This is a genomic window from Runella sp. (genome assembly GCF_965279615.1).
GTDB lineage: Bacteria > Bacteroidota > Bacteroidia > Cytophagales > Spirosomataceae > Runella.
In genome coordinates this window covers 7,968,042-7,994,998 of the sequence record NZ_OZ257252.1, presented here as the reverse complement: position 1 = coordinate 7,994,998, position 26,957 = coordinate 7,968,042, and the positions used below count along the sequence as shown (strand labels likewise).

General features: G+C 41.8%; 24 protein-coding genes. 4 read left to right on the top strand and 20 right to left on the bottom strand.

What is annotated here, in order from left to right; genetic code table 11:
• Positions 1-35: 35 nt before the first annotated feature.
• Positions 36-1,253, bottom strand: a complete 1,218-nt coding sequence (locus tag ACQY73_RS33935) for a pyridoxal phosphate-dependent aminotransferase (protein ID WP_428659227.1) — start codon at positions 1,251-1,253, stop codon at positions 36-38.
• An 86-nt stretch (positions 1,254-1,339) separates the two neighbouring features.
• Here ACQY73_RS33935 and ACQY73_RS33930 point away from each other — a divergent pair, with 86 nt between their 5' ends.
• Positions 1,340-1,816: a methylated-DNA--[protein]-cysteine S-methyltransferase gene (locus tag ACQY73_RS33930; RefSeq protein ID WP_428659225.1), complete on the top strand. Its 477-nt coding sequence runs from the start codon at positions 1,340-1,342 to the stop codon at positions 1,814-1,816.
• Here ACQY73_RS33930 and ACQY73_RS33925 read toward each other — a convergent pair.
• The 3 genes from ACQY73_RS33925 to ACQY73_RS33915 all read right to left on the bottom strand — a co-directional run bounded on the left by ACQY73_RS33925 (position 1,813) and on the right by ACQY73_RS33915 (position 3,891).
• Positions 1,813-2,583: a molybdopterin-dependent oxidoreductase gene (locus ACQY73_RS33925; RefSeq protein WP_428659223.1), complete on the bottom strand. Its 771-nt coding sequence runs from the start codon at positions 2,581-2,583 to the stop codon at positions 1,813-1,815. The genes ACQY73_RS33930 and ACQY73_RS33925 overlap by 4 nt on opposite strands.
• A 5-nt stretch (positions 2,584-2,588) precedes the next feature.
• A complete protein-coding gene (locus tag ACQY73_RS33920; protein ID WP_428659221.1) occupies positions 2,589-3,257 on the bottom strand; it encodes a cytochrome b/b6 domain-containing protein in 669 nt (222 codons plus the stop codon).
• An 82-nt stretch (positions 3,258-3,339) separates the two neighbouring features.
• Positions 3,340-3,891 carry a fasciclin domain-containing protein gene (locus ACQY73_RS33915; RefSeq protein ID WP_428659219.1) on the bottom strand — a complete coding sequence of 184 codons (552 nt, stop codon included), beginning with the start codon at positions 3,889-3,891 and terminating at the stop codon, positions 3,340-3,342.
• 635 nt (positions 3,892-4,526) lie between these two features.
• Between ACQY73_RS33915 and ACQY73_RS33910 the strand changes: the two genes are divergently transcribed.
• Entirely contained in the window at positions 4,527-6,551 is a 2,025-nt protein-coding gene (locus ACQY73_RS33910; protein WP_428659217.1) for a tetratricopeptide repeat-containing sensor histidine kinase, read from the top strand.
• Between the two features lie 193 nt (positions 6,552-6,744).
• On the opposite strand, the gene ACQY73_RS33905 is transcribed toward ACQY73_RS33910, so the two are convergent.
• On the bottom strand, positions 6,745-7,170 hold the full coding sequence (locus ACQY73_RS33905; RefSeq protein ID WP_428659214.1) for a response regulator: 426 nt from the start codon (positions 7,168-7,170) through the stop codon (positions 6,745-6,747).
• Positions 7,171-7,448: 278 nt separating this feature from the next.
• Here ACQY73_RS33905 and ACQY73_RS33900 point away from each other — a divergent pair, with 278 nt between their 5' ends.
• Together ACQY73_RS33900 and ACQY73_RS33895 are read left to right on the top strand one after the other, a co-directional pair.
• Positions 7,449-7,910: a hypothetical protein gene (locus tag ACQY73_RS33900; RefSeq protein ID WP_428659211.1), complete on the top strand. Its 462-nt coding sequence runs from the start codon at positions 7,449-7,451 to the stop codon at positions 7,908-7,910.
• A gap of 289 nt (positions 7,911-8,199) precedes the next feature.
• A complete protein-coding gene (locus ACQY73_RS33895; protein ID WP_428659208.1) occupies positions 8,200-8,472 on the top strand; it encodes a hypothetical protein in 273 nt (90 codons plus the stop codon).
• 676 nt (positions 8,473-9,148) lie between these two features.
• On the opposite strand, the gene ACQY73_RS33890 is transcribed toward ACQY73_RS33895, so the two are convergent.
• The 15 genes from ACQY73_RS33890 to pyrE form a co-directional block, all read right to left on the bottom strand.
• Positions 9,149-9,922 (bottom strand): hypothetical protein, encoded by a 774-nt coding sequence (locus tag ACQY73_RS33890; RefSeq protein ID WP_428659205.1) that lies wholly within the window; start codon positions 9,920-9,922, stop codon positions 9,149-9,151.
• Positions 9,923-9,996: 74 nt separating this feature from the next.
• Positions 9,997-10,317, bottom strand: a complete 321-nt coding sequence (locus ACQY73_RS33885; RefSeq protein WP_428659202.1) for a rhodanese-like domain-containing protein — start codon at positions 10,315-10,317, stop codon at positions 9,997-9,999.
• Between the two features lies 1 nt (position 10,318).
• Entirely contained in the window at positions 10,319-11,701 is a 1,383-nt protein-coding gene (locus tag ACQY73_RS33880) for an alpha/beta fold hydrolase (protein WP_428659199.1), read from the bottom strand.
• Between the two features lie 76 nt (positions 11,702-11,777).
• On the bottom strand, positions 11,778-12,173 hold the full coding sequence (locus tag ACQY73_RS33875) for a hypothetical protein (protein ID WP_428659196.1): 396 nt from the start codon (positions 12,171-12,173) through the stop codon (positions 11,778-11,780).
• A 30-nt stretch (positions 12,174-12,203) separates the two neighbouring features.
• Positions 12,204-13,208: a M28 family peptidase gene (locus ACQY73_RS33870; RefSeq protein WP_428659193.1), complete on the bottom strand. Its 1,005-nt coding sequence runs from the start codon at positions 13,206-13,208 to the stop codon at positions 12,204-12,206.
• 119 nt (positions 13,209-13,327) lie between these two features.
• Complete coding sequence (locus ACQY73_RS33865) at positions 13,328-14,371, bottom strand: acyltransferase family protein (protein WP_428659190.1); 1,044 nt, start codon at positions 14,369-14,371, stop codon at positions 13,328-13,330.
• Between the two features lie 402 nt (positions 14,372-14,773).
• Entirely contained in the window at positions 14,774-15,820 is a 1,047-nt protein-coding gene (locus ACQY73_RS33860) for an SGNH/GDSL hydrolase family protein (RefSeq protein WP_428659187.1), read from the bottom strand.
• A 162-nt stretch (positions 15,821-15,982) separates the two neighbouring features.
• Entirely contained in the window at positions 15,983-19,078 is a 3,096-nt protein-coding gene (locus tag ACQY73_RS33855; RefSeq protein WP_428659184.1) for a putative Ig domain-containing protein, read from the bottom strand.
• 7 nt (positions 19,079-19,085) lie between these two features.
• On the bottom strand, positions 19,086-21,641 hold the full coding sequence (locus ACQY73_RS33850; protein WP_428659181.1) for a putative Ig domain-containing protein: 2,556 nt from the start codon (positions 21,639-21,641) through the stop codon (positions 19,086-19,088).
• Positions 21,642-21,752: 111 nt separating this feature from the next.
• Positions 21,753-22,265 (bottom strand): hypothetical protein, encoded by a 513-nt coding sequence (locus ACQY73_RS33845; protein ID WP_428659178.1) that lies wholly within the window; start codon positions 22,263-22,265, stop codon positions 21,753-21,755.
• Between the two features lie 179 nt (positions 22,266-22,444).
• Positions 22,445-23,056 carry a DJ-1/PfpI family protein gene (locus ACQY73_RS33840; protein WP_428659175.1) on the bottom strand — a complete coding sequence of 204 codons (612 nt, stop codon included), beginning with the start codon at positions 23,054-23,056 and terminating at the stop codon, positions 22,445-22,447.
• 43 nt (positions 23,057-23,099) lie between these two features.
• Positions 23,100-24,035, bottom strand: coding sequence for an EamA family transporter (locus ACQY73_RS33835; protein ID WP_428659172.1), 936 nt, complete (start codon positions 24,033-24,035; stop codon positions 23,100-23,102).
• A gap of 73 nt (positions 24,036-24,108) precedes the next feature.
• Positions 24,109-24,873 carry a peptidoglycan editing factor PgeF gene (gene pgeF, locus ACQY73_RS33830; protein ID WP_428659169.1) on the bottom strand — a complete coding sequence of 255 codons (765 nt, stop codon included), beginning with the start codon at positions 24,871-24,873 and terminating at the stop codon, positions 24,109-24,111.
• The gene (locus ACQY73_RS33825; RefSeq protein ID WP_428659166.1) at positions 24,860-26,218 is read right to left on the bottom strand and encodes a Fic family protein; all 1,359 of its coding nucleotides are present in this window, start codon (positions 26,216-26,218) and stop codon (positions 24,860-24,862) included. Before ACQY73_RS33825 ends, pgeF begins: the two co-directional genes overlap by 14 nt.
• 39 nt (positions 26,219-26,257) lie before the next feature.
• Positions 26,258-26,914 (bottom strand): orotate phosphoribosyltransferase, encoded by a 657-nt coding sequence (gene pyrE / locus ACQY73_RS33820; RefSeq protein WP_428659163.1) that lies wholly within the window; start codon positions 26,912-26,914, stop codon positions 26,258-26,260.
• Between the last annotated feature and the right edge of the window lie 43 nt (positions 26,915-26,957).

Sequence of the window (26,957 nt, the reverse complement as noted above, 5' to 3'; positions counted from 1 at the left end):
AGACGCCGCATCAGCGTCTCTACAGAATAGAATCATTATTTCAATTTCGCTACCGCTTCTTTGATACGGCGACAGGCTTCAATCAGATTTTCGTCGGAAGCTGCCGTTGAGATACGCATGCAGTTAGGAGCACCAAAACCGGAACCTGCCACCGTTGCCACGTACGACTCGTTGAGCAACCAAGTACAGAAATCATCGGAATCTTTGATAACTGTTGTGCCGTCTGACTTACCGAAATAATAGCTGATATCAGGAAATGCGTAAAAAGCGCCTTCGGGCATGTTTACTTTAAAACCGGGAATCTCTTTCAGCAAGCCCACTACCAGATTTCTACGACGCTCGTACGCTTCGCACATTTCTTTTGCACAGTCTTTCGGTCCTGAAATCGCGGCCAAAGCGGCGCGTTGAGAGATCGAGCCTGTTCCGGAAGTTACCTGTCCCTGCAATTTTTCCACGCCGTCGGCGATCCATTTAGCGGCACCAATGTACCCGATCCGCCAGCCGGTCATGGCATATCCCTTAGCCACTCCATTGACCGTAATAACACGGTCGTGGATTTCGGGGATAGAACCGATGCTGAAATGGCCATTTGGCGTAAAATTGATATATTCATATATTTCGTCGGCCAACACATACACGTTTTCATGTTTTTCAACGATGGCAGCCAACGCGCGTAATTCGGTTTCTGAATACACCGAACCGGTAGGGTTGTTGGGAGAAGCAAACATGACAATGCGCGTACGCTCGGTCATGGCTTCTGCCAGTTGTTCAGGTGTTACTTTAAAATCGTTTTCAAAGCTGCCTTCAACAATTACGGATTTCCCTTCAGCCAGCTTAACCATTTCGGAATAGCTTACCCAGTACGGCGACAAAATAATTACTTCGTCACCGGGATTCACCAACACTTGGATCACATTTGCCAACGAATGCTTAGCGCCTGTCGAAACCACAATATTTTCGGCTTTCCAATTAAGATTATTCTCGTTCTTGAACTTATCAGCGATCGCTTTGCGCAGATCAGCATAGCCGGCAACGGGCGAATACCCGTGGTAGCCTTCGTCAATGGCCTGCTTGGCAGCTTCGCAAATGTGCTTAGGTGTCTTGAAATCGGGCTCACCGACGCTCAAGCTAATCACTTTATGGCCTTGGGCGGCCAATTCACGCGCTTTTTTTGTCATTCCCAGCGTAGAGGATTCTTCAAGCGCATTAATACGGTCGGCCAACGAACCGGCCGTTTCGACAACAGCAGTCATATTTGGTTGTTTAAAAAATTCGCCGCAAAATTACGATTCCGTACAAAAACTTCCTACTTTTATTTAAAATTTATCAAATCAACCCCATGTCTGTTGCATATTTGCAAACACCGTTGGGTATTGCTTACATGGAAGGCGATACGCACGGCATTCAGGTTCTGAGCATCAAAGATGGCAACGTACCTCTCTCCAACGATCCCATTCCTGAAGATCTGGCACCTGCCATCCGTCAATTATCTGATTACTTTAAAGGATTACGAACAACGTTCGATTTTCCGCTCAATCCGCAGGGAACTGATTTTCAAAAAAGAGTGTGGGAAGAATTACTTAACGTGCCCTTCGGACGTACAATGTCGTACCTGGAGCTCTCCCGCCGTTTGGGCGACGAAAAAGCCATTCGCGCCGTGGCCGCCGCAAATGGTAAAAATCCTGTTTGGCTGGTCATTCCGTGCCATCGTATCATTGGCTCAGACGGCTCGCTTACGGGCTACGCAGGTGGACTTTGGCGCAAAAAATGGCTGATCGAATTTGAAAAAGGAGGATTGCAGGGAAGCCTGTTTTAGAGTCCGATGTAGTAATCATAACCACGTTCGGCCCAATAATCGCTTGGCTTTTCATTATCAAAATAAATACTGCCAATTCGTTTGAGGCTTTTCACACCATATTTCACGGGAATGATCAGTCGTAAAGGGTAGCCGTGTTGCATCGGCAGGGGTTTTCCGTTCATTTCGTAGGCCAAGATGGTTTGCGGATGCAGCGCACTTTCCATGTCAATGCCTACATAGTAATCAAAATCGGGCGTGCTCATCCCTACGTAGTTCATCAGGAGTTCTTTTTCCAAGCCAAAATGGTTGGCAAAATCAGCGAAGCGCACTCCTCCCCACCAACTGACCTGACTCCATCCTTCAATGCATTTGAAATTATAGACCACTTCGGTTTTAGGCAATTTCATTAACTCTTCCAGCTTGACCGAAACCGTTTTACCGACTGCTTTTTGAATTTCCAGTGTCCATTTTTTAGGCTCAAAGAGTTCGGTATCCAATCCTACATCACCGTTTACGCGCACTTTTTTGGCAGCATCACTTTTGGCATATTCTTTTACCAATCTTGCCGAATTGAAGGTAGTTTTAAACAATTTTTCGTTGATCTCCAATCCTTTACGCAACGGCTCAGGTATACCACCCAAAATGCCTCCATCCAGCGGCTGCGTATACAACCAACGCCAGCCCGCAAACCCAATGCCCGTCAGGGCAAAAAACTTCACAAACGACAGCCAGCTTCGCCGGGTATATTTCTTTATTTCCCGGTCCTGTATTTTTATTTCTTTCATGGCTTTTAGGATTTGTCTTTTTCACGCACAATTTCAAAACCTGCGACCATTCCCCGAAAGTTGTTCCAACCCGCCCGAATGACCTGTACCAAATGAATAAAGAAGAACAAAACGTAACCCACCGTCAGGATAAAATGCTCGGCACGAGCAGCTTCGTATCCTCCGCAAAGTGCGGTGAGCCAACCTACCTGAATGGGTTTATAGATCGCAAAGCCCGTAATCACGCTGCCCACTCCCATCACAATGATGGCGCTGTAAGCTACGCGTTGGGCGGCGTTGTATTTGGTTTGCGAAGGCAGCTCTTTTCGAATTCCCAGATCGTGCAAAACCACTTGCCAACTTTCCTTCAACGCGCCTTTTTGGGGAACCAAATAACGCCATTCTCCCGAAATGAAAGTATAAAGAACATACAACAATCCATTGAGCATAAACAGCCACATAAACACGAAATGATACGCCATGCCATCTCCCAAACGATAAGGTATATTAAACCATTTATAAAATCCTTCGGGATAAAATTTAAACAGCATAAAATTACCAACCTGAAGCGCATAAACATCATTGGCCCAGTAGATCAGCGTTCCACTCCAGATCATGATGGTCAATACCGGAAAGTTGATCCAGTGCATCCAACGAGCGGCTAACGGATGCTTGTAGATAATTTTGGTCGCCATGACTTTAAAAGAGGATGATTTAGAAACAAAAAACGGCTGATGAACTGAACCACCAACCGCCTTCTGCCTGACTTTAATTTTGTTATGGCATCACCACTGTATCAATCACGTGAATCACGCCATTGCTTTGGTAAACGTCTTTGATGGTCACTGTTGACATTCCACCTTTTTCGTCAGTCAAGACCAACTTATTGCCTTTCATCATGGCTTTAAGTGTACCGCCCTGTACCGTTTTCAACGTAGCAGTACCGTTGCCGTCTTTGATCGCTTTGGCAATTGTTTTGCTATCCATTTTACCTGCCACTACGTGGTAAGTCAGGATTTTAGTAAGTGTAGCTTTGCTTTCAGGTTTTACCAATGTTTCAACCGTTCCTTTTGGCAATTTGTCAAAAGCTTCGTTGGTTGGAGCAAATACGGTGAATGGACCGGCACCTTGCAACGTTTCAACCAACCCGGCGGCTTTCACGGCTGCTACCAAGGTAGTGTGGTCTTTGGAATTAACGGCATTTTCGATGATGTTTTTAGAAGGATACATGGGAGCGCCACCTACTTCTACCGTTTTTTCCATTTTACCTTGGGCAAAAGATGCGTTAATAAACAACGCTGAGACGAATAACATTACGACTTTTTTCATGATTGTTTTGAATAAGAATTTGTATTTACAATTGGTTAGTATGTGTAACTTGAATTACAAACAGACTTACGGGATTCTACTTTTGATTAGATTTAGCCGAGTTGTTTTTTTTCTATAATCTTTGACAATTATTTTACAAATCGTTACAAAACAGCCACTTACAAAAACAATTATTTTCAACAATCAAAAAAGAAGAATGGCAACTTTCTCAAATTCATTGGGTTTTCCTTAAAATTTTATGGTTTGGCCACGAAAAATCAGTTGAAATTCAAACATAACTACCTCGCCTGAACCAACTGCCGGTCGTTTCCGACATATATTATTTTTGGTATATAAAAGATCGGCTTCATCAATTCATTTATAGTAAAAAATCTTAGGTTCATATAGACAAAATAAGGGTCTGCATAAAAATATGGTAAGAAGCCTTTATTTAGCTAAATTTATTAATCAGGGGTTTATATTCATTAATTACAACAATCAGCAATGGATGAATATCCACATTGTGCTTTTTATACACTCGCTTTTAAACTTAAATTATGCTCCTGATTGTTACCACCAATGACTGAGGCAAGCGAAGATATCTTCACTTCAATTGAAAATCAGAGCAGATGTAAAGCCGTAGAAACCATTAACCAATGACCGCTCATTCATTATTCTTTTGGGTGCTGATTACGACATTAAGTAGCTTATTGCCGGTAGTTAATGCTTCAAATCCATTAGAGAAACAACCTCATACTGCACAACACGACACAACTCGCATTCGAATATACTGTGAGTTGGCACAACACTTTCGGTTTCAGGGTAAACCCGACAGCAGTTTGCTATATGTACAAAAAGGGCTGCAACTGGCGAGAAAAAATGGGATCACTACCTACCATTCCGAGCTATATAGACATTGGGGGCTGTATTTTCGCTCCAAAGGCCAATTTGACAAAGCTGCCGGTATTTTGCGAAAATCCTGGAATTGGGGGTGGAAACACCACCAAAATACCAACATTGGAAAGACCGGCTATGCTTTGGCTGTGATCTATTCGGGAAAATCAATAGCGACCGGCCTGAGGGCAAATCATATCGCAACGATCCGGCAGATTTACGAAAATTTGAGATTCGCCAATCACTACAACGCCAAAGAAAATCTCACCTCCAACTACACATTATTAGCTTTCCTCTACCAAAACTACGGCAACGATTCGTTGGGCTATGCCTATTTAGAAAAGGGGCAAGCTCTTTTTAAAAAGAGTTTAAACAATAAGCAGGATAGTTTATCTTCATTGGTCAATAATATAGAATTAAACCTATTTCATAAACGCCCAACCGCAATCGAGGCTGATTTTCAGGAAATAATGCAATTTAAGGGCAAAGACGAAATGGCATTCAGCTACAATAGTCGATTAGCTGAGTTAGTCTTAACATACTTAAAATTCAAAGATTTTTCTCATTCATTTACGTTGGCCCAATTAATAACAAATAACCCGGCGATATTGGCCTCTGTAAATGATGAGAGCAAAATGATGGCTTATTGCGGTCTTACAGAAATATATCTGCACCAACACAAGTACAAAGAAGCCCAAAAAGCGCACGAGCAAACGCTTTACTATGCCAAAAATGGGGCAAGGCTGTGGATAAAAAAAAGGATTTTAATAAACCAAGAGAAAATCTTAGAATCTCAGGGGCGGTTTAGGGAAGCCTTGGCGCTTACAAAACAGATACAGTCTATTCAGGACAGTTTGTCCTCTGCCAAATATGGTTTTGAATTAACGGCAAGTCAGGAACGTTTCGAAAGTGAGCTCAAGGAAGAATCACTCACTCAAAAGATAAAGATACAGGAACTCGAAAATCAAAGTAAATCACAAAGCCTGCGGGAAGCTCGTGAAATACAGACGGCAACTTTTCTGATCATATTTATTTTAGCGATTGTTGTTGTCATCATTGCGCTGCAAATCAGGAAAATAAAAACACAAGCTAGTGAATTAAAGAGCCTTAATGATAATAAAGACCGCATTCTCGGTATTATCGGGCATGATCTGAGAACGCCCGTTATTAACCTGCAATTGAGTTTAACCGATATCATACAGCACCCCCCGAAGAACTCAGGTATGCTGTTGGAAAATCTAGCCAAGCAGGTGCCTAAGGTGAACAACTTGCTTTCCTCCCTTGATAATCTGCTTTATTGGTCCATTTCTCAACGTGACAAAATAACGATCCATAAACGCCCGGTAGCTATTGCAACCGGCGTAGAAGATGTGCTGGAATGGTTGGAGTTAAGCATCGAAGTGAAAGGTATCCATATCTACAAGCATATTGACGAGAATTCTATGGTCACGGTCGACGAAAATCACTTTCGCATTATTCTTAGAAATCTGCTCCAGAACTCACTCAAATTTACACCGGCCGGAGGAAATATTACACTTGCTACCCAAAGTATAAATAACACCGTTCAATTAATTATTCAGGATACCGGTGCCGGTTTTTCCAAAACACTTAAAGAATCACCGCAACGCGGAACACAGTTGGGCCTCAAACTGGTAAAAGACCTAATGGAAGCCAATCAAAGCACTGTAGAAATTGAAAGTCAGGAAGGAAGCGGTACAACAGTTAGGCTTATTTTTCCGACAATGAACGCCAATGGCTCAAGTGCAAAATTTGTGGAGCAACTTTGATTAAGCATATAACTGAGTTAGTCGGTACAGGCAGAATTCCACATTTCGTACCCCTCTGAATTGGCTTCTAAACGCTTTGATTTTGACGTTGAAGGATGAAGGTCAGCATTAGCCTTGAAAAAAGCGCAGTAGAAAGCCTATATATACTAAGGTATTTATTCAGTCAACCGTAAGTTTGTGGGACGGCTATTACTCAAAGATAAAAATTATTTATATCAGGTTTGCCATATTTCCAGTCCATGGTAAGCATCTTACTAAGTACCTCAATTATATCCTCAAAAGTGGAAGGTTTTGTGATATAAAAGTGAGCCCCCAGACTGAAAGCGCGATCAATGTCTGCTTTTCGTAAGGAAGTGGAATAAATCACAACAGGGATATCTTTCAGTTTAGGATCTTGCTTAATTTCTTCAAGAAACTCCATCCCATTTTTTTTAGACATATTTATGTCTAAAAAAAGAACATCAGGCAATTCTGATTGATGAAGTATATCCATTAAGTCAATACAATCAATAGAAGCTGTAAATTGGGTACGCTCCGATATTTCCTGTAAAGCTTCCTTAAATAAATGCAGATCTTCTTTATCGTCGTCAACAAGCCAAAAGGTCAATGGGGTTCTCATATCTCAGTAATCATTTCTACGACACTGTAATTATCCAACAAAAATAAAGTATCTGACGTCCAAAGTAACCGTTTTACAAAAAATCTTTACCTATAAGTAACTGTTTTGTTGGCAAGATTAAAATCTATAAAACAATACCTAAACCGTCCTCAAATCATTGCTTCTCTATCCGATAACTTTGGAAAAATTAACAAAAATGTTGCGGTGGCAAGGTTTTTTAGACGCGTATGATGTGCGACTTTACTGTACCATTTCTGTTCAAATTTAACCAATAAAACATGAAAAAGCATTTCATTTTTTCGTTGATCGGGATAACTCTTTCGATCTTTTCCGGATTTGGTCAAAATAACGGGCGCGTAGCAAATTTTTCATATGGCAATTATGATTCTCCGGATTTTGAATCGTATTCTTTTTGGGTAGGCAGTAATAAAAGATCTTCCATTGATTATACATACAGAACAAAAACAGGAGACATTAAGCATTTAAAGTTAAAATACGCGGGCATTGATGTGTCTGATGGTCAAAAAGCATTTAAAATCATCTTTCCCAACGGATTACTTTTATACATTACTCTATCCGCCGAAGAGACACTGATGGTCAAGAGTGCTGACGGGTCTTATTCTAAGCATTTTAAATGGCTTTATGAAGGTCCCATTAATGGAGTCGGTACTTGGTGTGAACCATGTACTCAAGATGGAAAAGAATCCGTTAAACTACTCAAGATGTATTATTTCAAATAAAATGCCATCAAAATAAAGCACTTTTTACAGGCAATTGGCCTACACACATCGGTTGGTCAGTCAGACTATTTTTGCAGGAACAAAAAGGAGTCGCATAATCCATGACAGTTTATATGCCTTTTAGTCCGCCAAGTGTTATAGAAATTTGATTTTCAGCATTTTACCGTTTACTAAATTGTTGCTTCTTGCTTTTGGTTTTTTTTCGAAATAGTATAAATTAGGTGCCGACCTATTTGCTCCTTTCAAAAAAGAGGACGTATCACATTGCCCTACACCCCTAAAATATACCATGAATCACAACGACGATACAATCAACGCCTTGGGGCTTATTATCACATTTTTGGGTAAAATCAACTCTGACCAGTGTCTTAATAAAGCTTACAATCAGGTCATTTTGAGAGAGGTAGCCAAAATCACCAAAGGCAATATCAACGAACTTATGACAGAAGTTGACAACTTACACGCTCAATATGTATTTGATTCCGAAAAGGTATTTTCCAGCATTGTAAAATCCATTGAAAATCCGGATGAGTTGGAATCCCGGTGGGAAAATCTTTTTTAAAATACCCTTAAAATGGCTACTTCTTCTTTGTATTCAAGAAGCAAAGTTCAGGAACTGACGTTTTAAGTTGCCAAGGAAAAGTTTTCGAGTTTTACAGGAAAGGTATTGGTCTAACAGTATGATGGCCGGTTGGGTTGCGAGCAGCCGCCGACCGCCGCACAGGAAACAGATCAAATGTGCAGAGGGTTGCTCACAACCCGACCGAACGTCCGTTAACCGGAAAACGCTGGTTTTTGTGCTTCTATAAGTCCTCACATTCGCCCCTTTTCCAAAACACATTATAAGGCGTAAATAGTTTTGTAAACCGAGGCCTGTTGCTTTAAAAACTGTCATCTATATACGGCTAAGTTAAAGAGTAACCGCACAATAAGTATCAATAATTTTCTCAAAGGTAAAAAGGCAGGTTTAGGACAATCTCCGGAGTACATCCTATATATAATAAAAAAATGAACCTGCGCAGTAAAACTACCCAGGTTCATACCCACTTTACCCTAACTTTAAATTTCTCATAAAAATACACTTTTGTAGACAAAAAACAAGTTTTTATCGACAAAATTAATAGATTTTTAATTCTTGTTATATAATAAATCTGTCATCTTTATGCTTGTGTATCATAAAAATGACAGATCATATAAGCCCAATAAATAAAAATCTTCAAAATCACGCTCATTGAGCATTAATAGCTGTAACGTACCATTCCCGGGGTCATTGCACAAAGAAGCGGGTCACTCACTTTTGTTTCCTGAGTGATCAATCGCCCTTTTGCATCATATGCCTTTTCGATCAATGCGATCTGTTTGCGGGTATCAGGCATGTGCTCACCAATTTGACGACGATTACCTGCAAAGGTGTGCTCGAAAATTCGAAGCATATTGTCTTTATCACCATACCAGGTTTCACGAGTCAATACATTATTTTTATACTCATACGTTGTCCGGCGATAAAGCTTATTGAAATCATCGTAATAATTCTGCCCTATTTTTTTTCCATCCTTAAATTCATAAGCGATTCGGCCGGTCAATACTTTTTGTTCCGGATTATGCCGATTAAAGTACGTCCGTTCCTCTTTCAGTACTCCTCCTGCATACTCATATTCCGATTCATCATAAGGTGCCCAACCGGTGCCATAAATACCATATCGTATTTTTCGCGTCAACTCTCCATTTCCGTTATAGGTATACTCAACATAAGCTCCCTGCTCAAGTGTTCCGGAAGCCAATCGGTTCATATAATTGACACGTACCAACTTTCCGGCAGCATTGTAAACATAATGCTCTTCACTGTAAGGTTTATCACAATCAACAGCGCTGCAATAGGAAATTTTAACCCATGAAGCTTCGTCATTGTAAGCCCTGAGCGCGGGTTCAATACTAAACTCAGCAGAATCATTTGATTGACAGGAAAAAAGCCACAGAAGAGCTAAGACCGGCAGATGTATAATTTTTCGCATGGGAATAAGAGATAGAGTTTATTCCCAGACTCTTTTTGTGAAGAAATGGTTGGAATTACTCCGCAAATTTTAACTTAATCTTCCACTTCCAGAATTCCTCCTTTGAGATGAAAGATATTTTTAGTCTGAAATTCTTCGGCACGGCAATAATCTTTGGCTGCTACACGAGAGCGAGTGCCATTGGTGCAGACTACGATGAGGGTTTGGTAAGGAAGCAATTCCGGGCGGCGCTCCCGAATATCGCCCAAAGGAATATTGATACCGCCAATGTTAAACTCTTCAAACTCCCAAGGCTCTCGTACATCCACTACAATGCTGCCGGGCTGCTTAGCCATCGTTTCAGCTTCTGAAAGCGATATGTCTTGATAGGTATTCAATTTGTTTTCGTTTTTCATTTTAACGCTGCCGCTTCATCCATTGCACGGTTGTTTCGACGATCTCAACGTTAAAATGACGGTTGGCATACGCTTTATACTTGCCTGATTTTTGCAATTGCGTAGCTTCATTAAAGGAAGACAACTGAATAAAATTGTGATCCGTTTCTTTTAATAATTTATAGGTACCTTGATCGGGACGCACTTCATTCACAATCCGGGCAATGTTCTGAGCCGACTCATGGTCAATGGCTTTGCCGTCAAACTCCCCGTACATGGCTAACGTCGGTACTGCCGTCTGTGCCCAGGCTTGGACAAGATTGTATTTTTGCAATTCCGAAAAATACGTTGACTGACGGCCGAAAAAGGTGCCTCGATAAAACGAAAGCGGATTTTCTTTAGAAGTCAATATTGCCTCATAGTCAGGCTCCTGAAGGAGTTCTGTTGGCGTCTTACCCTGCACCAACCATTCATACAGCAAGGGCGTCAACATACGGGTATTGACCTCTATTGATTGCAGAGATTCGTTGTACAGCATGGGTTGTTTGCGAAAAACGTCAAGCATATGCTCAAACCAGGGCTTTATCACAGCACCATACACCATAATTCCCAACGGTTTGGAACCGGATTGAGCTACTAACAGAGGCGCCATTGTTCCGCCCATCGAATGACCGAATAAAAAAACGCGGCTACTGTCAACAAATGAAAGTTCTTTGAACGACGAAAAGGCAGTACGAAAAGCCGCCATTTCTTCCTCAAAGTTCAGTCTGCTGCAATCTTTGGTCCCGGCACTCTCCCCTACTCCGGGCTTTTCAATTCTAAAAACGGCGTACCCGGCTTTTACCCATCCATCAACCAATTTTTTAACGGGAGAAAGTGAATCGTTCGCAAAATCAATAGAATTGCATTCCAGCCCCTGAATATAAAATACCGCAGGAAAACGGGTTTTTCCTGCCGGTTTATGAACGATGGAACGTAAATAACCGCGTTGATAAGGAACCTCACCGTAAATAACTTCTCCTTTGGTAGATTCTTTAGGGCCGGCTACTACAAATCCAACAGCGCGGCTTTTTTTTCTGTTTCGAATGTAGGTAATTGAAATCGGCTCCTGCTCAAACAACATTTTCTCTAAATTACGAAAATCAAACAGGTACAATGAATCAGTATCGTTAACGGAAACCAAAATATCGCCTGACTGAATACCCAATTGGGCTGCCGTAAAACCGGGCACAACATTTTTTACTAAGATTCCACGGCTGTCAGGTAAATGCTGCAAACTCATCAGGGAGTCGGTTGCTTCTGTATAAGCAATTCCCAAACTTCCTTTATGCCGAAGATGTTGCGCATTAGCGGCAAACACGCCAAAAAGAATCGTTAAAAATGTAAAGCCAATTTTAAAATGCATCGAATTTTAAAGTTAATTGTTGACTGCCCGGTATTTTTTGCCCCGACAATAAACAAATAAAATGACATTTTATTTACTACAAAGGTCGTGCCTGAAAGGTGATTTCGGAGAGCAGGCCCACTGCATTGAAACGCAATATTGCTTTTTGAGCCGCTGATTTTTGGGTAATGTCATTACAATGCACGCCTTTTTCTAAAAAGTAAACGTAGAATTTTTGGTCGCGGGAAGCTAATTGCTGAATATCCGGACGACCTAATGCATATCCTACCTCGTCGATGTGCTTCCCCAAAAATTCATTCTGAACCTTCACAAATTCTTTTTCAAGCCCTTTTCTGACGTCTTTACATCCCCCACGGTCACTTCTCCATTTCACTAAATCTAAATTTCCAATTTTTTCAGGGGCGGAAGAACAGGAAGTAATGGTAAAAAGGAGAAAAAAAGATAGGGCAGTATAATAGCTGTTTTTGTTCATAATAATCAAATTCTAACGATAAAGGTAGGCCTAAAGGCTTTCCTGATACAGTACCTGCACCAATACCTGACCCACGGCTTTGAGCGTATTGGCATCAATATTACGCATATCATCTTCGTGCGTGTGCCAATCATCAAAGAAGGTTTTTTGGGGATTATTAAGTTGAAGATGAATAATATCCACCATTGGAATTTTGGCGGTTTCGTTCACGGGCAAATGATCATCGGTAATGGCGGCACCGTCTTGCTCTACAAAGTAAGAACTGTAACCTAATTGGCTCGCCGTATTCCAGATCATGCGGGTGATCTCATTGGCATATTGGTTCGAAAAAGCTTCTTTTGGAAAAGTAGCACCTTTTGCCCCTACCATATCGAGCAAAACGCCAAAATATGCCGAATAACCGGCAATGTGCTTGTTGGACGCCCAGTACTGAGACCCGAGGCAAAAGCCCGTAAATTTATCTTTGGCGACGGCAGAATTCCCTCCGTCTTCTACATCAAAAAAGATCAGATCTACGCCGACGCTCGGTTTTTGGGCCGCCTGTTGAATTGTGCGCGCCAATTCAAGCAATACTCCTACCCCACTCGCACCGTCATTCGCGCCGTCGATGGCACCGGTTTTGTTGACGGGATCTTCATCAGCCACGGGACGGCTGTCCCAATGCGATGCCAACATGATTCGTTTGGTGGCTTGCGGATTAATACTCCCGATGATATTCCGAGCGTTCAGCTTACGTCCGTCATAATGAGTGGCGGTAAATTTTTGTTCTGTCACGGTACAACCCAGGCGCTTTAACTCTGCCACGAGGTAGTCGCCGCAAAGCGTATGAGCGGTAGAATTGGGCACGCGCGGCCCGAACTTAACCTGCTTTTCCACATAGGTGTAAGCAGAATCTCCACTAAAAGAGGGGGCTTTCACCATAGTTGCAGCAGTTTCACCGGTGGTTGTTTGTTCGGAAGAAGATTGGTTGGAATTACAGCTGACCAAAACAAAGATCAGCGCTGAAAAGTACAATCCTTTTTGGATTTTCTCCATAAAAATGCGTTTTTTAATTCAAAGCATTACGAAATTCCGATGCTTTTACATTGACTTTTTTATTCAGCATCAAATGTAAGCAAGAACCGCTAATCAATGAACGAAACCCAAAAGATTGGTTACCTGAAATACAATTTATATTTCAAGGCCGGCTTTTCAATAATATGCCAGGAAAACCATGCCAGCGGCAAAACCAGAATAAATGCAAGTAATATCTGTTGCAGAGGGGACATTTCGTTTCCCCAAAACGAAACGATCGTTTGTTGAATGGGGTAGGCATATATGTAAATACCGTAGGAATAATCGCCTCTGTCGCCAAAATGATTGAGCGGGCCTTTTATAAAGGCCAGATACATTACTATATACGAAAGACTGAAATAACGAACCCACATAATGGTTGCCAATGGAAGATATCCCGCATCCGCAATCAGATACGTCAACATCCAAGCCCCCAAAGCGGCCAGCGCCCACCAACCATTCAGCACAATTACATGTCGATAAACATAGAAAAGCATCCCTAACACAAAATAAATCCCGAAATCAATCAAATGGAAAATATTCAAATGTATAATCGGCAAAATTCGGTTGCTCTGAAGGGTTTCAAAGAAAAAACAATAACCAATAAAAAAAGCACAAAAGGCCAAAAGAAACCATTGCCACTTTGACCGAAACAAAAAGACGACAACAACCACAAGAAAATACATGGTAAACTCATAGGCCAAGGTCCAAAGTGAACCGTTGGCTCCGGAATGATTGTTATGCTCAAAAACACCGGGAAGCGTTACGTGTGTATGAGGATACAGTTTAAGATTATCAAAAAAAAGATATGTCTTAAGGTTAAGGAGATAATCAGCCAACGGAAGGGTCGTTGTAATGCTCCCTATAATAAAAGCCGTAAATATAAGTGCAACCAAAAGCCCGGGAAAAACCCTCAGCACACGTTTCATAAGATAAGAGAATGAAGAGACGCTGTTTATTCTGCTGTGTATCACACAATAACCACTAATAACAAAAAATATACATACCGCAATGTGGCCGGAGGGGAAAAGCCCCAAACTCCACTGTTCGATGATATCCTGACGACCATTAAGAGGATATACGTGTCCAATAATTACCAGCGATGCCGCAAGAAACCTTATAAAGTGAAAATTATTTGATTGCATTCTAACTTATTAAATATTACAATAAAAGGTTATACAATAAACGACTGCCGGCTAAAAGAGGACACAAATTAAACTCCATAAGGACTTATTCGCGAGCCCATGTACTAAAAAATCAAAAATATGCCTATTTGACCCTTTTTTTAGGCTTTGCCAATATACCTACTATTCATTGAAATATAAATTATAAATATATCAGGCATAAAATATTAATTTAAGACAACCATTTACGCCGTCCTTTTGAGGCATACTTTAAGGCATATTAAGAAAGACGGAAGAAAACTCACAGAGGTTGTCTGTGTAGTTGAAATGATCAAAAAAAAGCATCTGACTGCCCTTGTTAAGGCAGTCAGATGCTTTTTAGTTTTGCCGGAAAATACCGGCTACTTGGCTCTTGAGATTATATTATTTGATTTTATCATAAATCAAGTCCGCAATAGCCTTCATCCCTTTGTCGTTGGGATGCTTCGCAACTCCCGGGTCTGCAAATAAACCATAAGCGTAATTACTGTCATCTTTTCCAATTTCAATCAAATTCACCCAATCATATCCATTTTCATCCGCTACTTCTTTGAATACGGCGTTTGTATTGGGAAAACCTTGCCAAAAAACACTGGTAATTACCACCCTTGCAGAAGATTTCTGCTTAATCATATTTATAAACCTGATAAGAATTTCCTTGTAAGCTTTGTTTGCTTTTCCATCCTGCATTGGTATTTCCCAATCTTTCACATTTTCGCCAAAACGCAAGACAATCAAATCGGTTTCCTCAAAGGTAGACTGCCAAACGCTTTTTTGGAAATCAAAATCATAATTGTAGAAGTCGTTCTCAATGCGGGCTGTAGGAAATATTTTTACTTTGGTATCACTATAGTTAGCCTGAAGGTATCGTTCCAGTGTCGACTTGTAGTCTTTATCGGGTGCAGAGGCCGCCATTCCCCAATTCCCCGTCCACCCGATTGGTTCATAAGGTCCATGCTGTGTAAAACTGTTACCGATAAGCAGCACCTGCTTATAAAAAATTTGGTAGGTATGCTTCTGAATCTCGGAAGTAGACGTACCAAGCCTTGTTCGAACCGAAAGGACCCCTGATTTTTTCAGGGCTGCTTCGCTCCCTGTTCTCCAGACAGTATCAGAGTCCCACATATACTCAAAAGTCAATTGCGACAATGTATTGGCACTCTGAATATTTAACCCGACAGGTATATCAAATGAGATCACCGTTCCGAAGGGATATTGTCCACTTTGCAGGCTAATAAGAGGAACAGGCAGAACAAGTGGATTAGGCGGTAATACAAAATCTTTTCCAACTATTTTTATCGTAAGAGGTATACATTTAGTATTGCTGCAATCTACAGTTTGAGCAGATGCGTTGAGGTGTAACAGTAAAAACCAACCTACTATGCCTATCTTCACGAAGTGAACCATGTTTATGCTCAGATTACGTATCATATATTTAACTCCGAAATAGCCCCACAAAAAACATGCCAAATCATAAATATCCCTTATAATCTCTATTTTCTCAGGCAAGCCCCCAAGCTTTCCCTATGATAATAAATGACTTACAATCTATCCACGAGCAAATCATGTTTTGATACAGAACTAATTGGGATACTACTGTTTGATTATTTTAATTACTTTTTCGACAGTATCAGCTATCAGTACTTGAAGTAAATAGATATTTGGAGAAATTCCAACGGATGTCATATCTATATAGGCAACATTGTCCGTGATCGTTATTTCTTTGCTACTCAGAAGGGTTGTTTGCCCCGTTAAAGAAACCAATTTAAACCGGACAACATTTATATCCAACAAATCAGGAAGTTTGAGATTACACACTTCACTACAGGGATTTGGGTAGACCTGCCAATCGGTTAAAGGCTGAGCCGTTTGTATCTTAAACCGAATCGTTGTCGCGCTCACTTGCAACGAATCATTAAAAGCAGTTGCTTCCAACGTATAGGTCCCCGCAATAGGCGTGAATCCAGTTGTTTCATCAAACAGCGCAAACGGAAAACGTTGGGCTATCGTGATCTTTTGGTAAGGTCCAGTCAATTTGAGCTGTACTTTTTTGACGGGAGCTTCGCAATTTGCGTAAATCGTGATTTTATCCGGGACTGAGGATTGCAGCAATATATCTCCATTTGACAATGGCCTGATAAGCCGACGCTCCCCGGCTTTTCCGGCCTGAATCAACTCAAAATTGATGGTTGCATAACGCACGTCAATTTTAAAAACAGCATTGGTTGCTGTTTCATCATCATCAATAGCTCTGATAGTTACCGTATAGGTTCCTGCCTGTAGGGCTACCCCCGAAATTTCATTGTTTCGAAACGACAGCCAAGAAGGCAAATTAGGTGCTTCTATCCTATCTATATAGCCATTAGTATCATAAAAAAGTGAATCAGGTACTTTATAGGAGAATTTCTGAGTTGAAAACAGTTGCACATTCGGCAATGGATAGCGTAAAACGGGCGGTGAGTTTTGAGTTCCCTGTACATCAACTCTTATCACAAACGGAATTTCTACCGAGTCTCCTCCATTGTCATATGCACGAATACCTACCCGATAGTTACCTAATACAGTGGGAGTTCCCTGTAACTCAGTCCCTGTAAATGTAAGCCAAGAGGGTAAACCGGCCGCTCCTACTTTGATGATCTGGCCGTCGGGATCGCTGAAAAGATTTGGTGATATCTTAAACCGAAAGGCTTTATTTCGGGCAATGACCTTTTCGGGTAACTGTTGTTTTGCAATAGGAGGTTTATTGATGACCTTTACTTTAAAGGAAGTTTCAACAAACGCACTGTCGTCGTCATACGCACGAAGCGTTACGGTAAAGGTGCCCTGTTCCTGCGGATAGGCCGAAAACTCTTTGGATGTATAGGTCATCCAAGGTCGAAGGCCGCTTGCCTGTATTCGCACAATAACCCCATCAGGGTCATCGAAATGATCAGGTTGGAATTGATAGAACACCAATTGCTGTAAGTTAGCTTCAAAATCAGGGACAGGTCGCTTGACCACCGGTTTTATGTTGATGTTGGTTACTTTAAGATTAAAACTCATCGTCACCGTTGCTCCCTCGTCGTCAGTGGCCCGCAGAGTTATTTTATTATCTCCCAAAATATCAGGCACATTTCCCGACAGCACTCCGTTTGTCAACCCAAGCCATTGGGGCTTTTCAATGGCCTCTATTTTGACAATATCACCATCAGGATCTGTGAATGCATCTTTTGGCAAGGTATAGTTAAAAGGTTTTCGGGGTTTGCTTCCACGCTCGGCAATTTGATTGGTAACAATAGGCAAAACATTACTGCTGAGAGGTTTCCAATAATCTTCCAATAAAATGTCCTCTTTCAACTCAATATGAACAGGTCGAGGATTGGACCCCACTTTTTCCAGCCATCTTTTTTCCACATTTTTCATGGTGGAGTCAAGCGCCTCGGTAAGGGTGTAGGAAATGGTTTCCGAAGGTTTAATATCATTCAAGGGAGTACTTACCCAACGGTTGGCCATCTCCCGAATCATTTGCATAGCTCCGACCTCGGGCGAAGAAGCCACTAAAGTAACCACCTTGCTCCCATGCTCAAAACATTCATTAAATTGACGAGCCAACAAGTCAGACGGGGTTTGGGAAGTAAAAAACACTTCGTTGAGTATCCATTGATTAGGGCTGTTTGAACGTATAACATCCGTGACCCAGCGGTGATTATAATATGGATCATTATGTACTTTGGTTCCATCTGCTTTTTGGTCCAAACTTTTAAAAGCATAAGAGACTAACATGGCCGAAAAATCGGCCGTTACCGCTCCATATTCATTGACTATTCTGTATTGAGGGTTTATTTGCTTTATACCGGCAATCGTTTGGTCAATGTAATTTTTAAGCTGTGAATGAGAGAATATGTACCAATCTTTACCAGATTTGGTCTGATAGGCAGGATATGGATTATAGGCCGTGCGGGGAGGAAACAGCGTCTGAAAGGAGGTGTATTTGGTGCCCCAATGATAATTAAGTTTATTGATCCGTTTATACCGTTTTTCGGCCCATACCCTGAATGAATCCAGCGAAGAATCAGAGTAATCAAAGCCGGCAAGGTATTGTTTGCTGCCTTCAAAATTGGTTTCATGTGGGTACCCCAATTCCTGCGTCGATAAGTTACCAAAGGAAATATACAGAATTTTGCCTTGGTTTTGATACGTATTGTATCGCTGACAAACCTCTCTGATGAAGTTTTGGGACTTAGCAATGGTAGGTTGATGAGAAAAACTGAAACAGGTTCGATTATAGACTCCCGACATAGGTCGCCCCAAATCATCCTTCATGGTTTCTTTGGACGTCCAAAAGCCGTCCAACCGGTAGGAAAGCCGACCTACAATGATCCGTAATGCTATTTTTGCGTTTGTTTTTGCAATGTATTCGATCTGACGGTCATACTGACGCCAATCCGGGGGAGATGTATTGTCTTTATAAACTTCATCCCATTGTATGGTAATGGCCACAAGGTTGCAACCGTTATTGATCGAAGCTTCAATAAGATCCATCCCCGCCTCCGGCCTCGGATCCAGGTTTAACAATTGCAGACCAACGTACCTTTGAGAGTCAGTATTCTGCGCAAATACCGCAGTCATAAAGCAAAAACACCCTAAAAATACGATTGCTCTCCGCCATTTTGTATCGTTACACACGATACCTGATCTCCAACTCCACATGCTGTTTTTATTGTTTTAAAAGTTTAAATACCTCCCAGGAGGAATCATCTTTTTGTAATTTAAGAAAATAAAATCCAGGAGGAAGAGCCAAGTCCGTTAAATTTACGGAAAGAAGTTGGTTAGTCATGGAAGTGGCATTAAGCATAACAGGCAAGGTTTGTCCTGCTGTATTTACCAGTTGTATCTTTTGAACAGTGACCTTGTCAGGCAGTTTGACATTAACAAACTGATTGCAGGGATTGGGATATAAAGCCCAATCCGCCAATGGTATCGGTTGTTTAGTGACCGGGTCAGTAGCTATTATTTGAAAACGATAGGTTATGGAAGAGATCAACTCCTTTTGAAAATACGCATTTCCTTTTAACTGATACGAACCAACGACCGTTGGAAAGCCGCCATCGCCCTTAAAAAGTGAAAATGGAGAACTTTCAGATTGCGCCTTTTTCGCGTGGGTTCCCGAAAGTTGAAGTTCAAATTCATCAAAAACCGCGTCGCAGGAAGCGTAAATATTGAGCAGCGGCGGCAAGTCAGACGACGCCAGCAATTCTGCGTTTTGCAGCCGTTTGATCAAAAATCGCTCACCGGGCTTACCTGCCTGAATCAAATCAAACGATACCACCGGATAACTGACTGTAATGGTAAAAGTGGTTTGTACCACCGCATCTTCGTCATCGTAGGCACGTACTGTAACGAGATAAACGCCTACTGTATCTGCCAAGCCCCTTATTTCTTTCCTGCCGAACTGCGCCCATCCCGGCAGTCCTGTGACTTCCAATCGACTGATGAATCCATCAGGATCGGCAAAAGTATTCTCGGGTATCGTATAGGTAAATGGCTGTTTATATACTCCTTTGGCAGGAGGAATGGCTTGCTGTACCATCGGTACCCGGTTGGTTCGACCGGTAGTATCTACGATAATGGTAAAGTTCGTTTCGATGCTTGCGCCGTCATCATCTGTTGCCCGGAGGACCATTGTAAAGCTTCCTGTTTGGGTAGGAGTACCCGAAAATACATTATTTTTAAAGGTCAGCCAGGAAGGCAATCCACTGACCTCAACGTTTTCGATGACTCCATCAACATCGTTAAATACTTCCGCTTTCAGTCGGTAGGTGAAATTGGTATTTACCTTACTGAATTTAGTCGGCATCATATGCTGTACCAAAGGAGGCTGGTTGATCGACCCCTGAAGTGTATCGGTCAATAAATCCTCAACCATTCTTATATTGACAGGTTTTCGGTTTGACTCGTGCCCCGATCGGTTGATCCATTCTCCATACACCCCACCGCTGTAATACCCGAACTCTACCACCCGGGAAAGCATATAGCTCATCTGATCCGCAGGACTGACCTCTGTAAAAGGTTTTTTCAACCACTTCTCGGCCGTTTCCCGAATGATAGGGCGTACTAAGTCAAGGGATTCCTGAGTGGCAATGACCATACTGACCCAATTCGCACCGTGCTCAAAATTTTCATCAATTTGTTTGACAATCAGATCAGGGCTTTGCCCCTGTTTCAGTACAGGGAACACCTCATTTAATACCCACTGTCCGGGAAGTACATTGCTGCGTAACAAATCAGTGGAAAATCGGTGGTCATATTGCAGGTCGTCGTTAATTTTGACGCCGTCTGTCGTACGGTTCAGATCTCTGAAGGCCAACGTGCCGCAAAAAACGCTGATCTGGTCAAAAACGGAACCGAAATCGGTCATGACCCGGTAGGTGCTGTTTACTTCCTTAATGGTTTGGGTCGTTTGTTCCACAAATTGTTTGAAAACCGCATGACGGAAAACATACCAATCACGGCCAGATTGTCTCCAAAAAACCTGTTCGCGATACTTTAAGGAAACGGGCGGAGTTACTTCCTCAAAACTGTGGTATTCCGTTTCCCAAAAAATATTAAGGCGGGCAATTTTTTTGTACTTGCGTGTTAACCAGATCCGAAATTCGTTCTGCATCGCCGGCGAGTAATCGAATACTGTAGGATAATTCCAGCCCTCCGGGGCATTTTCATGATAATATGCTGCCTCCTGCGTAGGCGTTGTCGAAACCGATACCCACGAAATGATGCCCTGTTGCTGTAAATTATTATACCGTTGACACACTTCTTTGATAAATGCACGGGCTTTTTCGACCGAAGGTCGGTGAGCATAGCTGAAATAAGTGGCACTGTAGCCCGAAACCAGTGCCTGCCCCTGCTGATCGCGCTGTCGGTATTCATTTTCCCAAAAGCCCTGAATTCGGCTCACATGTCTACCTACTAAAATACGAATGGCGATTTTTACGCCCAGCTTTTGGGCTAGGTTGATCTGAGTGTCATATTTTCGCCAATCGGCCTGAGAGGTGGATGTGGTATAGACCTGATCCCAATAAATGGTTAAATGAACAGCATTACAGCCCGCTTTAACTCCTTCTTCAAGTAAATCAAGATCAACATCCAACGAACGGTTGGTATTTAACATCAAAACCGCCAAATACCTCTGTTCGGCATTAGCGGAAGTCGGGTGGGCAAATAATAGCGAAGCAATCCAAAAAGCCCACAAATATCCATGCTGCAACTGCTTCATTTAGTTTAAGTTAAAGAATCTTCAAAGGCAATAAAAAGAAAAAGTCAGCAGCTGGGCAACTTCCGGTCAATTGCGCAACTGCTAACCCTGCTATACTACTTCTTACTGTAATTAGATTGTTTTCTTACCCGTTATACGGAACGTATAGGTATAAGCCGCACCCGTGCTGTCTTTGTCGTTGGATACGTCTTCAATGGTGATCGCATTTTTACCAATGGTACCGATTTTAACGCCTGTATCCAGCATATCAAATTCACCCGAAGAGCCTTCGATTTTCTTTAATTCAATGCCGGTAAAAGCTGAATTGTTCTTCTGGGTCTGACCGTTTGACAATTTTGCCGTTTCCGTGAAAGTCACCGTCACCATATTCGAAGAAGTTTTAGCAACATCCAATACCGCATTTACTTCATAGCCTATACCCGTGCTGGTGGTTCCTTTCAGCGGGTAATTGGTTGTTTCGGCATACTCTGATGAGGCAGAAGCATATTTGATAGCTTCGGTAAGTTTATCCACCGTATAACTTCCAATGACTTGCTCGGCGGGTTCGGGTTCGGGCTCAGCTTTTGAACAACCTGCTAACATAGCAGTTGTAACAAATAAGGCGGCGTAGATGTATTTTTTCATTTCTCAAAAGTTTGTAGAGTGGTTTTCCGTATTAATAAACGTAACAAAGTATAAAATTAGTCAATTATTAGCAAATAAAATCACCCGAAAACGGTTATTTTTCTATGTCGGAGTCCAAGAAACGTCTGATTTTGAACAACTATACTGCCCCACTTTCTCATTCCCACGACTCACATCAGTCACTGCCAATAATCATATTGTGCATAGCGCGCTGCCTCATCGGCCACTTCTTTTCCCAAAAGTTTGCTGACCACATAATAAGACATATCAATTCCGGCCGATACGCCGGCCGAGAGAATTACATTGCCGTTATCTACATACCGAACACCTTCCACTACCTCAATGGCCGGAGAAATAGCTCGCAAAGCATCCAATGCCTTGAAATGGGTAGTTGCTTTTAGGCCTTCCAAAAGACCGGCATTTCCCAAGATCAATGCGCCTGTACAAACAGAAAGCAGTAATTCAACGTTGGAAGCATGCTTTTTTACCCATTCCAATACCACCGAATTGTCCATCTCACGGCGACTCCCAAAAGGTATACCTTCCGGCGAATAGCCACCGCCACCGGGAATAAGCAGAATCTCCGGTTGGGGGCAATTGTCCAACAAATAATCAGGAATAACCGTAAGTCCGTTGCGTGCCACAACGGGAGATTTTTCAGCCACAGTGTAGACATGAAAAGGCTTTTCGGAAAAGGTTCGCAATCCTGTTACGCTGAAAACCTCATAAGGGCCGGCAAAATCAAGTACTTCTACTTCATCAAATAAGAATATAGCTACATTACGAGTCATTGTTGGCGTATGGTTTTATTTGAAAATAGAATTATACTGACTTTCAATTTCTTGGTTCATCCTGTCGCATTTTATCAGCCTTGACCGTAGCCCTTCTGCCAAAGGTAATTAAAACAACACCTGTCAAGACAACGCCTGAAGCAATCAATGAACGGGTACTTAGCTTTTCATTGACAAAAATCCATCCCAAGATCATAGCAACGACAGGATTAACGTAGGCATAGGTTGCCGTCAGCGTAGGCGGTGCATGATGGAGTAACCAAACGTAGGCTGAATAACCGACAAAAGAACCCATTACGATTAAATACGCAACAGCTATGTACGTTTGTTCGGTCATATTTTTCAACGCTGAAAATCCATGAGGCTCCAGAAACAAGCTCATTATCAATGAAAAAACGCCTCCTCCGAGCATTTGAATAGCGGTGGTTTGCATTTGGGGAGGCATGTCTAAATAAGGAGACTGCAAAGAGCCCCACGCCCACGTGACCGAACCCACAAAGACAAAAAAGGCGGGCAATAAGGGAATTTCGCGTTGAGCCAAACCCTGAGTGGGATTTAATAAAATATACATCCCAACCAATCCAATTCCTAAACCAACCACCGTGAGCCACGACGGTTTTTGCTTGGCAAAAAAGTAATAATCCAATCCTACCATCCAGCCCGGCAGCGTAGCGACAAGCAGGGCCACAAGGCCCGTAGGCATAAAACCAATGGCATAGGCCACCGCGCAATTGCCCACTCCGCTTAGCAGCATCCCTATCCAAGCCGCCGAAAGCCATTGTTTGAATGTCGGAATGGAATAACCTCTCAGAAGAGTAAATATAAAAAAGAGGATTCCTCCCAGTAAAAATCGAATGGAATTGGTCAATAACGGCGGAAGAACTTCTATAGCATAGCGCACTCCCAAAAAAGTCGATCCCCAAATCACATATACAATGACCAGATTGACCCAGAGTTTAACAGAAGATGATTGTTGCATCGCGTAAAATTACCGGAAAGGGCCGAACCAATTGTTATTTTTCAGGAATATTGCGCACAGGCATTCGACTATGCTAGCTGTTTTTCATTCCAATAACGGCCAACATTCGCCCCGTTTGCCCTTTTTCCAATCGGTAGGAGAAATAATCGGCGTTGTGTGTAATGGTTGAATAAGGGGATATTTCTATCTGTGCCGCCGGAATCCCAAAATTTTCTAACTGGGCAGCATTGGCCCGTTTCAGATCCACTAAAAACTTTTTAGTGACCGCGTCAAACCGTTTGAATGTGTCGGGGAATTGCTCCGCTACCTCCTCTCCCACTTCAAAAGCGCATTCATCAATGCAGGTTCCCACGTAGGCATAACAATCGCCGGGAGCCGTGCCGTATTCCCCATGCATGGTTTCGAGGGTTTTATAGACCAGTTGCGACACCGTACCGCGCCAGCCGGCATGAACCGCACCAACCACTCCGCAACGCGCATCATAGATAAGTACGGGCGTACAATCGGCAACGGTAACGCCAACCATGATCTCAGGGACGTTGGTCACAAGGGCATCAAACCCTTCGGCTCTTCCGGGTTCGGTTACCAGTTGGATCGTGTCACCATGTACTTGATAAGAAGAGGCTAAGGTATTTTCGGAAACGCCCAGTTTTTCAAAGAAAAGTCGACGATTCTCGCGAACATTTTCGGGTTCATCGTTGGTATTTATCCCTAGGTTGAGGGAAGAAAAAGGGGCAACGCTCACCCCGCCATGTCGCTTACTTTCAGCGGCAACGAGGTTGGGAAAGCGTTGAAAAATAGTAGGAGAATGAAAACTTGATTGATTAGTTTCCTGCATTTTTTTGAATCTCTCTAATTTTTGCCTCTATAAATTCTTTATGCTTTTTGAATTCATTAGTTGTAATTGTTTGGATTTCAGCTTCAGTTAATAATTCAAGAAAGGCCTTTTTGTATTTACCAACTAAATAAATATTAGATTTAAAATAAACGTCAATCCGGGTTTCATAAACAAGTTCTTTAGTTTCAATTTGTTTAAAATCACTAAAAGAGCAAACAAATGACAAACTATCTATATTATTGCTTATCATCAATTTAATGTCTTTAATTCCTCCATTTGGCTCTGTTATAACAAGGCCTTGTATATCAACATCATAAGCAACTTGAAATAAATTTTCATTTAAAATTACCGCATAATTTATACTCCTATAAAATCGCCTAAATTTTTCACAGGCAATCATTAGCTCATTGAAAAGAATTTTCAATGAATGACTATATACTCCCCGTATTTCACCTCGGTTTTTAATACTTTTTATTTGCTCTATTTCACCCTTTAATTTTCTCTCAAGCAACGCCAATTCCTTATCTAAGTCATCAGGTTCTTCAACGCTTTCACCTTTTGCACCTCGAATCATTGTTTCCAATGAACGTACTGTATTCTGTGCAATATATTCAAAAAATGGCTCAAGAATTCCGGCATCAGCCTGTTGCAGTACTGAATAGTATGAAGCTTTATCCTCTGTTTTAATAATAATCGGAGGAAATCCATTTTGCATTAAAATCAGATTCATCAAAATCCGGGCAATACGACCATTTCCATCATCAAATGGGTGGATTCTAATAAATCTATAATGAAATTCTGCTGCTAATACGATAGGATTGAGATCATTATCTGCTTGTTTATTTCTAAGCCATACTATTAAATCGTACATTTTAGAAGGAGTTTCCTCAGGAGTAGCAAAACGAAAGATTTCGCCGGTTTTAGTCAATACATGGTTGGGAGTATTTTTATAACTACCCACTTGTATAAGTTTTTTCGTACGCTCACCTAATGAAGTAATAGCCTCAACTTCATAAGGCTCTTTTAATAAAAGTTTATGAAGTTGGCGAATAAAATTTTCAGTAACAGGAACTTCCTGATGAACCAATTCTTCAACCCACTTAATTGCTTCATTATGTCCGGTTATTTCAAAATGGTCTTTTAATGGCTTCCCCTGAGCTGTAATTCCAAATAAAATAAGCGCCTTCGTTTCGCCATAGGTAAGACTGTTTCCTTCGATTTTGTTAGAATGATAATTCCAATCCAATCGAAATTTATCCATTATTACCGCCTCTTTCTCTTTATTAATTGGACGTAGTTTATCCAATTCGGCTTTCAATTCGATGGCTTTTTTTAAGAATTCCATTTCCGGTTTTGATAGAACTGACAAGCAATTTCAAACGTTTTACACGCCCCAGCTTCCCGGGTCTTCACGCCATTTGTTCAGCGTAGTCAATTGACCTGATTCAATATAATCTAATTTAAGCGCTTCTTTAAGCAGACTGTCATAATCTGTTAAAGTTACCAATTGTACATTTTTCTGCTTGAAGTTTTCGTCAGCAAGCGAAAAGCCGTACGTGAAAATGGAGATCATTCCCAGCACATCGGCCCCTGCTTCGCGCAGCACATCAACCACTTTAAGTGAGCTTCCTCCCGTCGAGATCAAATCTTCCAATACTACTACTTTTTGACCTGCCAACACACGACCTTCTATTTGATTGCCCATGCCGTGTTTTTTGGGTTCGGGACGCACATAAGCATAAGGTAAATGCAATACATCGGCTACCAATGCCCCTTGGGCAATACCTGCGGTAGCAACACCTGCGATCAGTTCGGCCGCCGGAAAATTGCTTTTGATAGCACCCGCAAGTGAATTTTTGATATAGGTACGAACTTCAGGAAAAGATAATGAAAGACGATTATCACAATAAATGGGAGATTTCCAACCTGAACTCCACTGAAAAGGCTGCTCGGGGCGAAGTTGAATGGCTTCTATATTTAACAAATAAGCGGCGATTTGACGAGCTACATCCGGACGATTGGCGGCTACAGTTGTTTGCATGAACGATCTATGAATGGTTTTAAGTCCGCAAAACTACGCATAA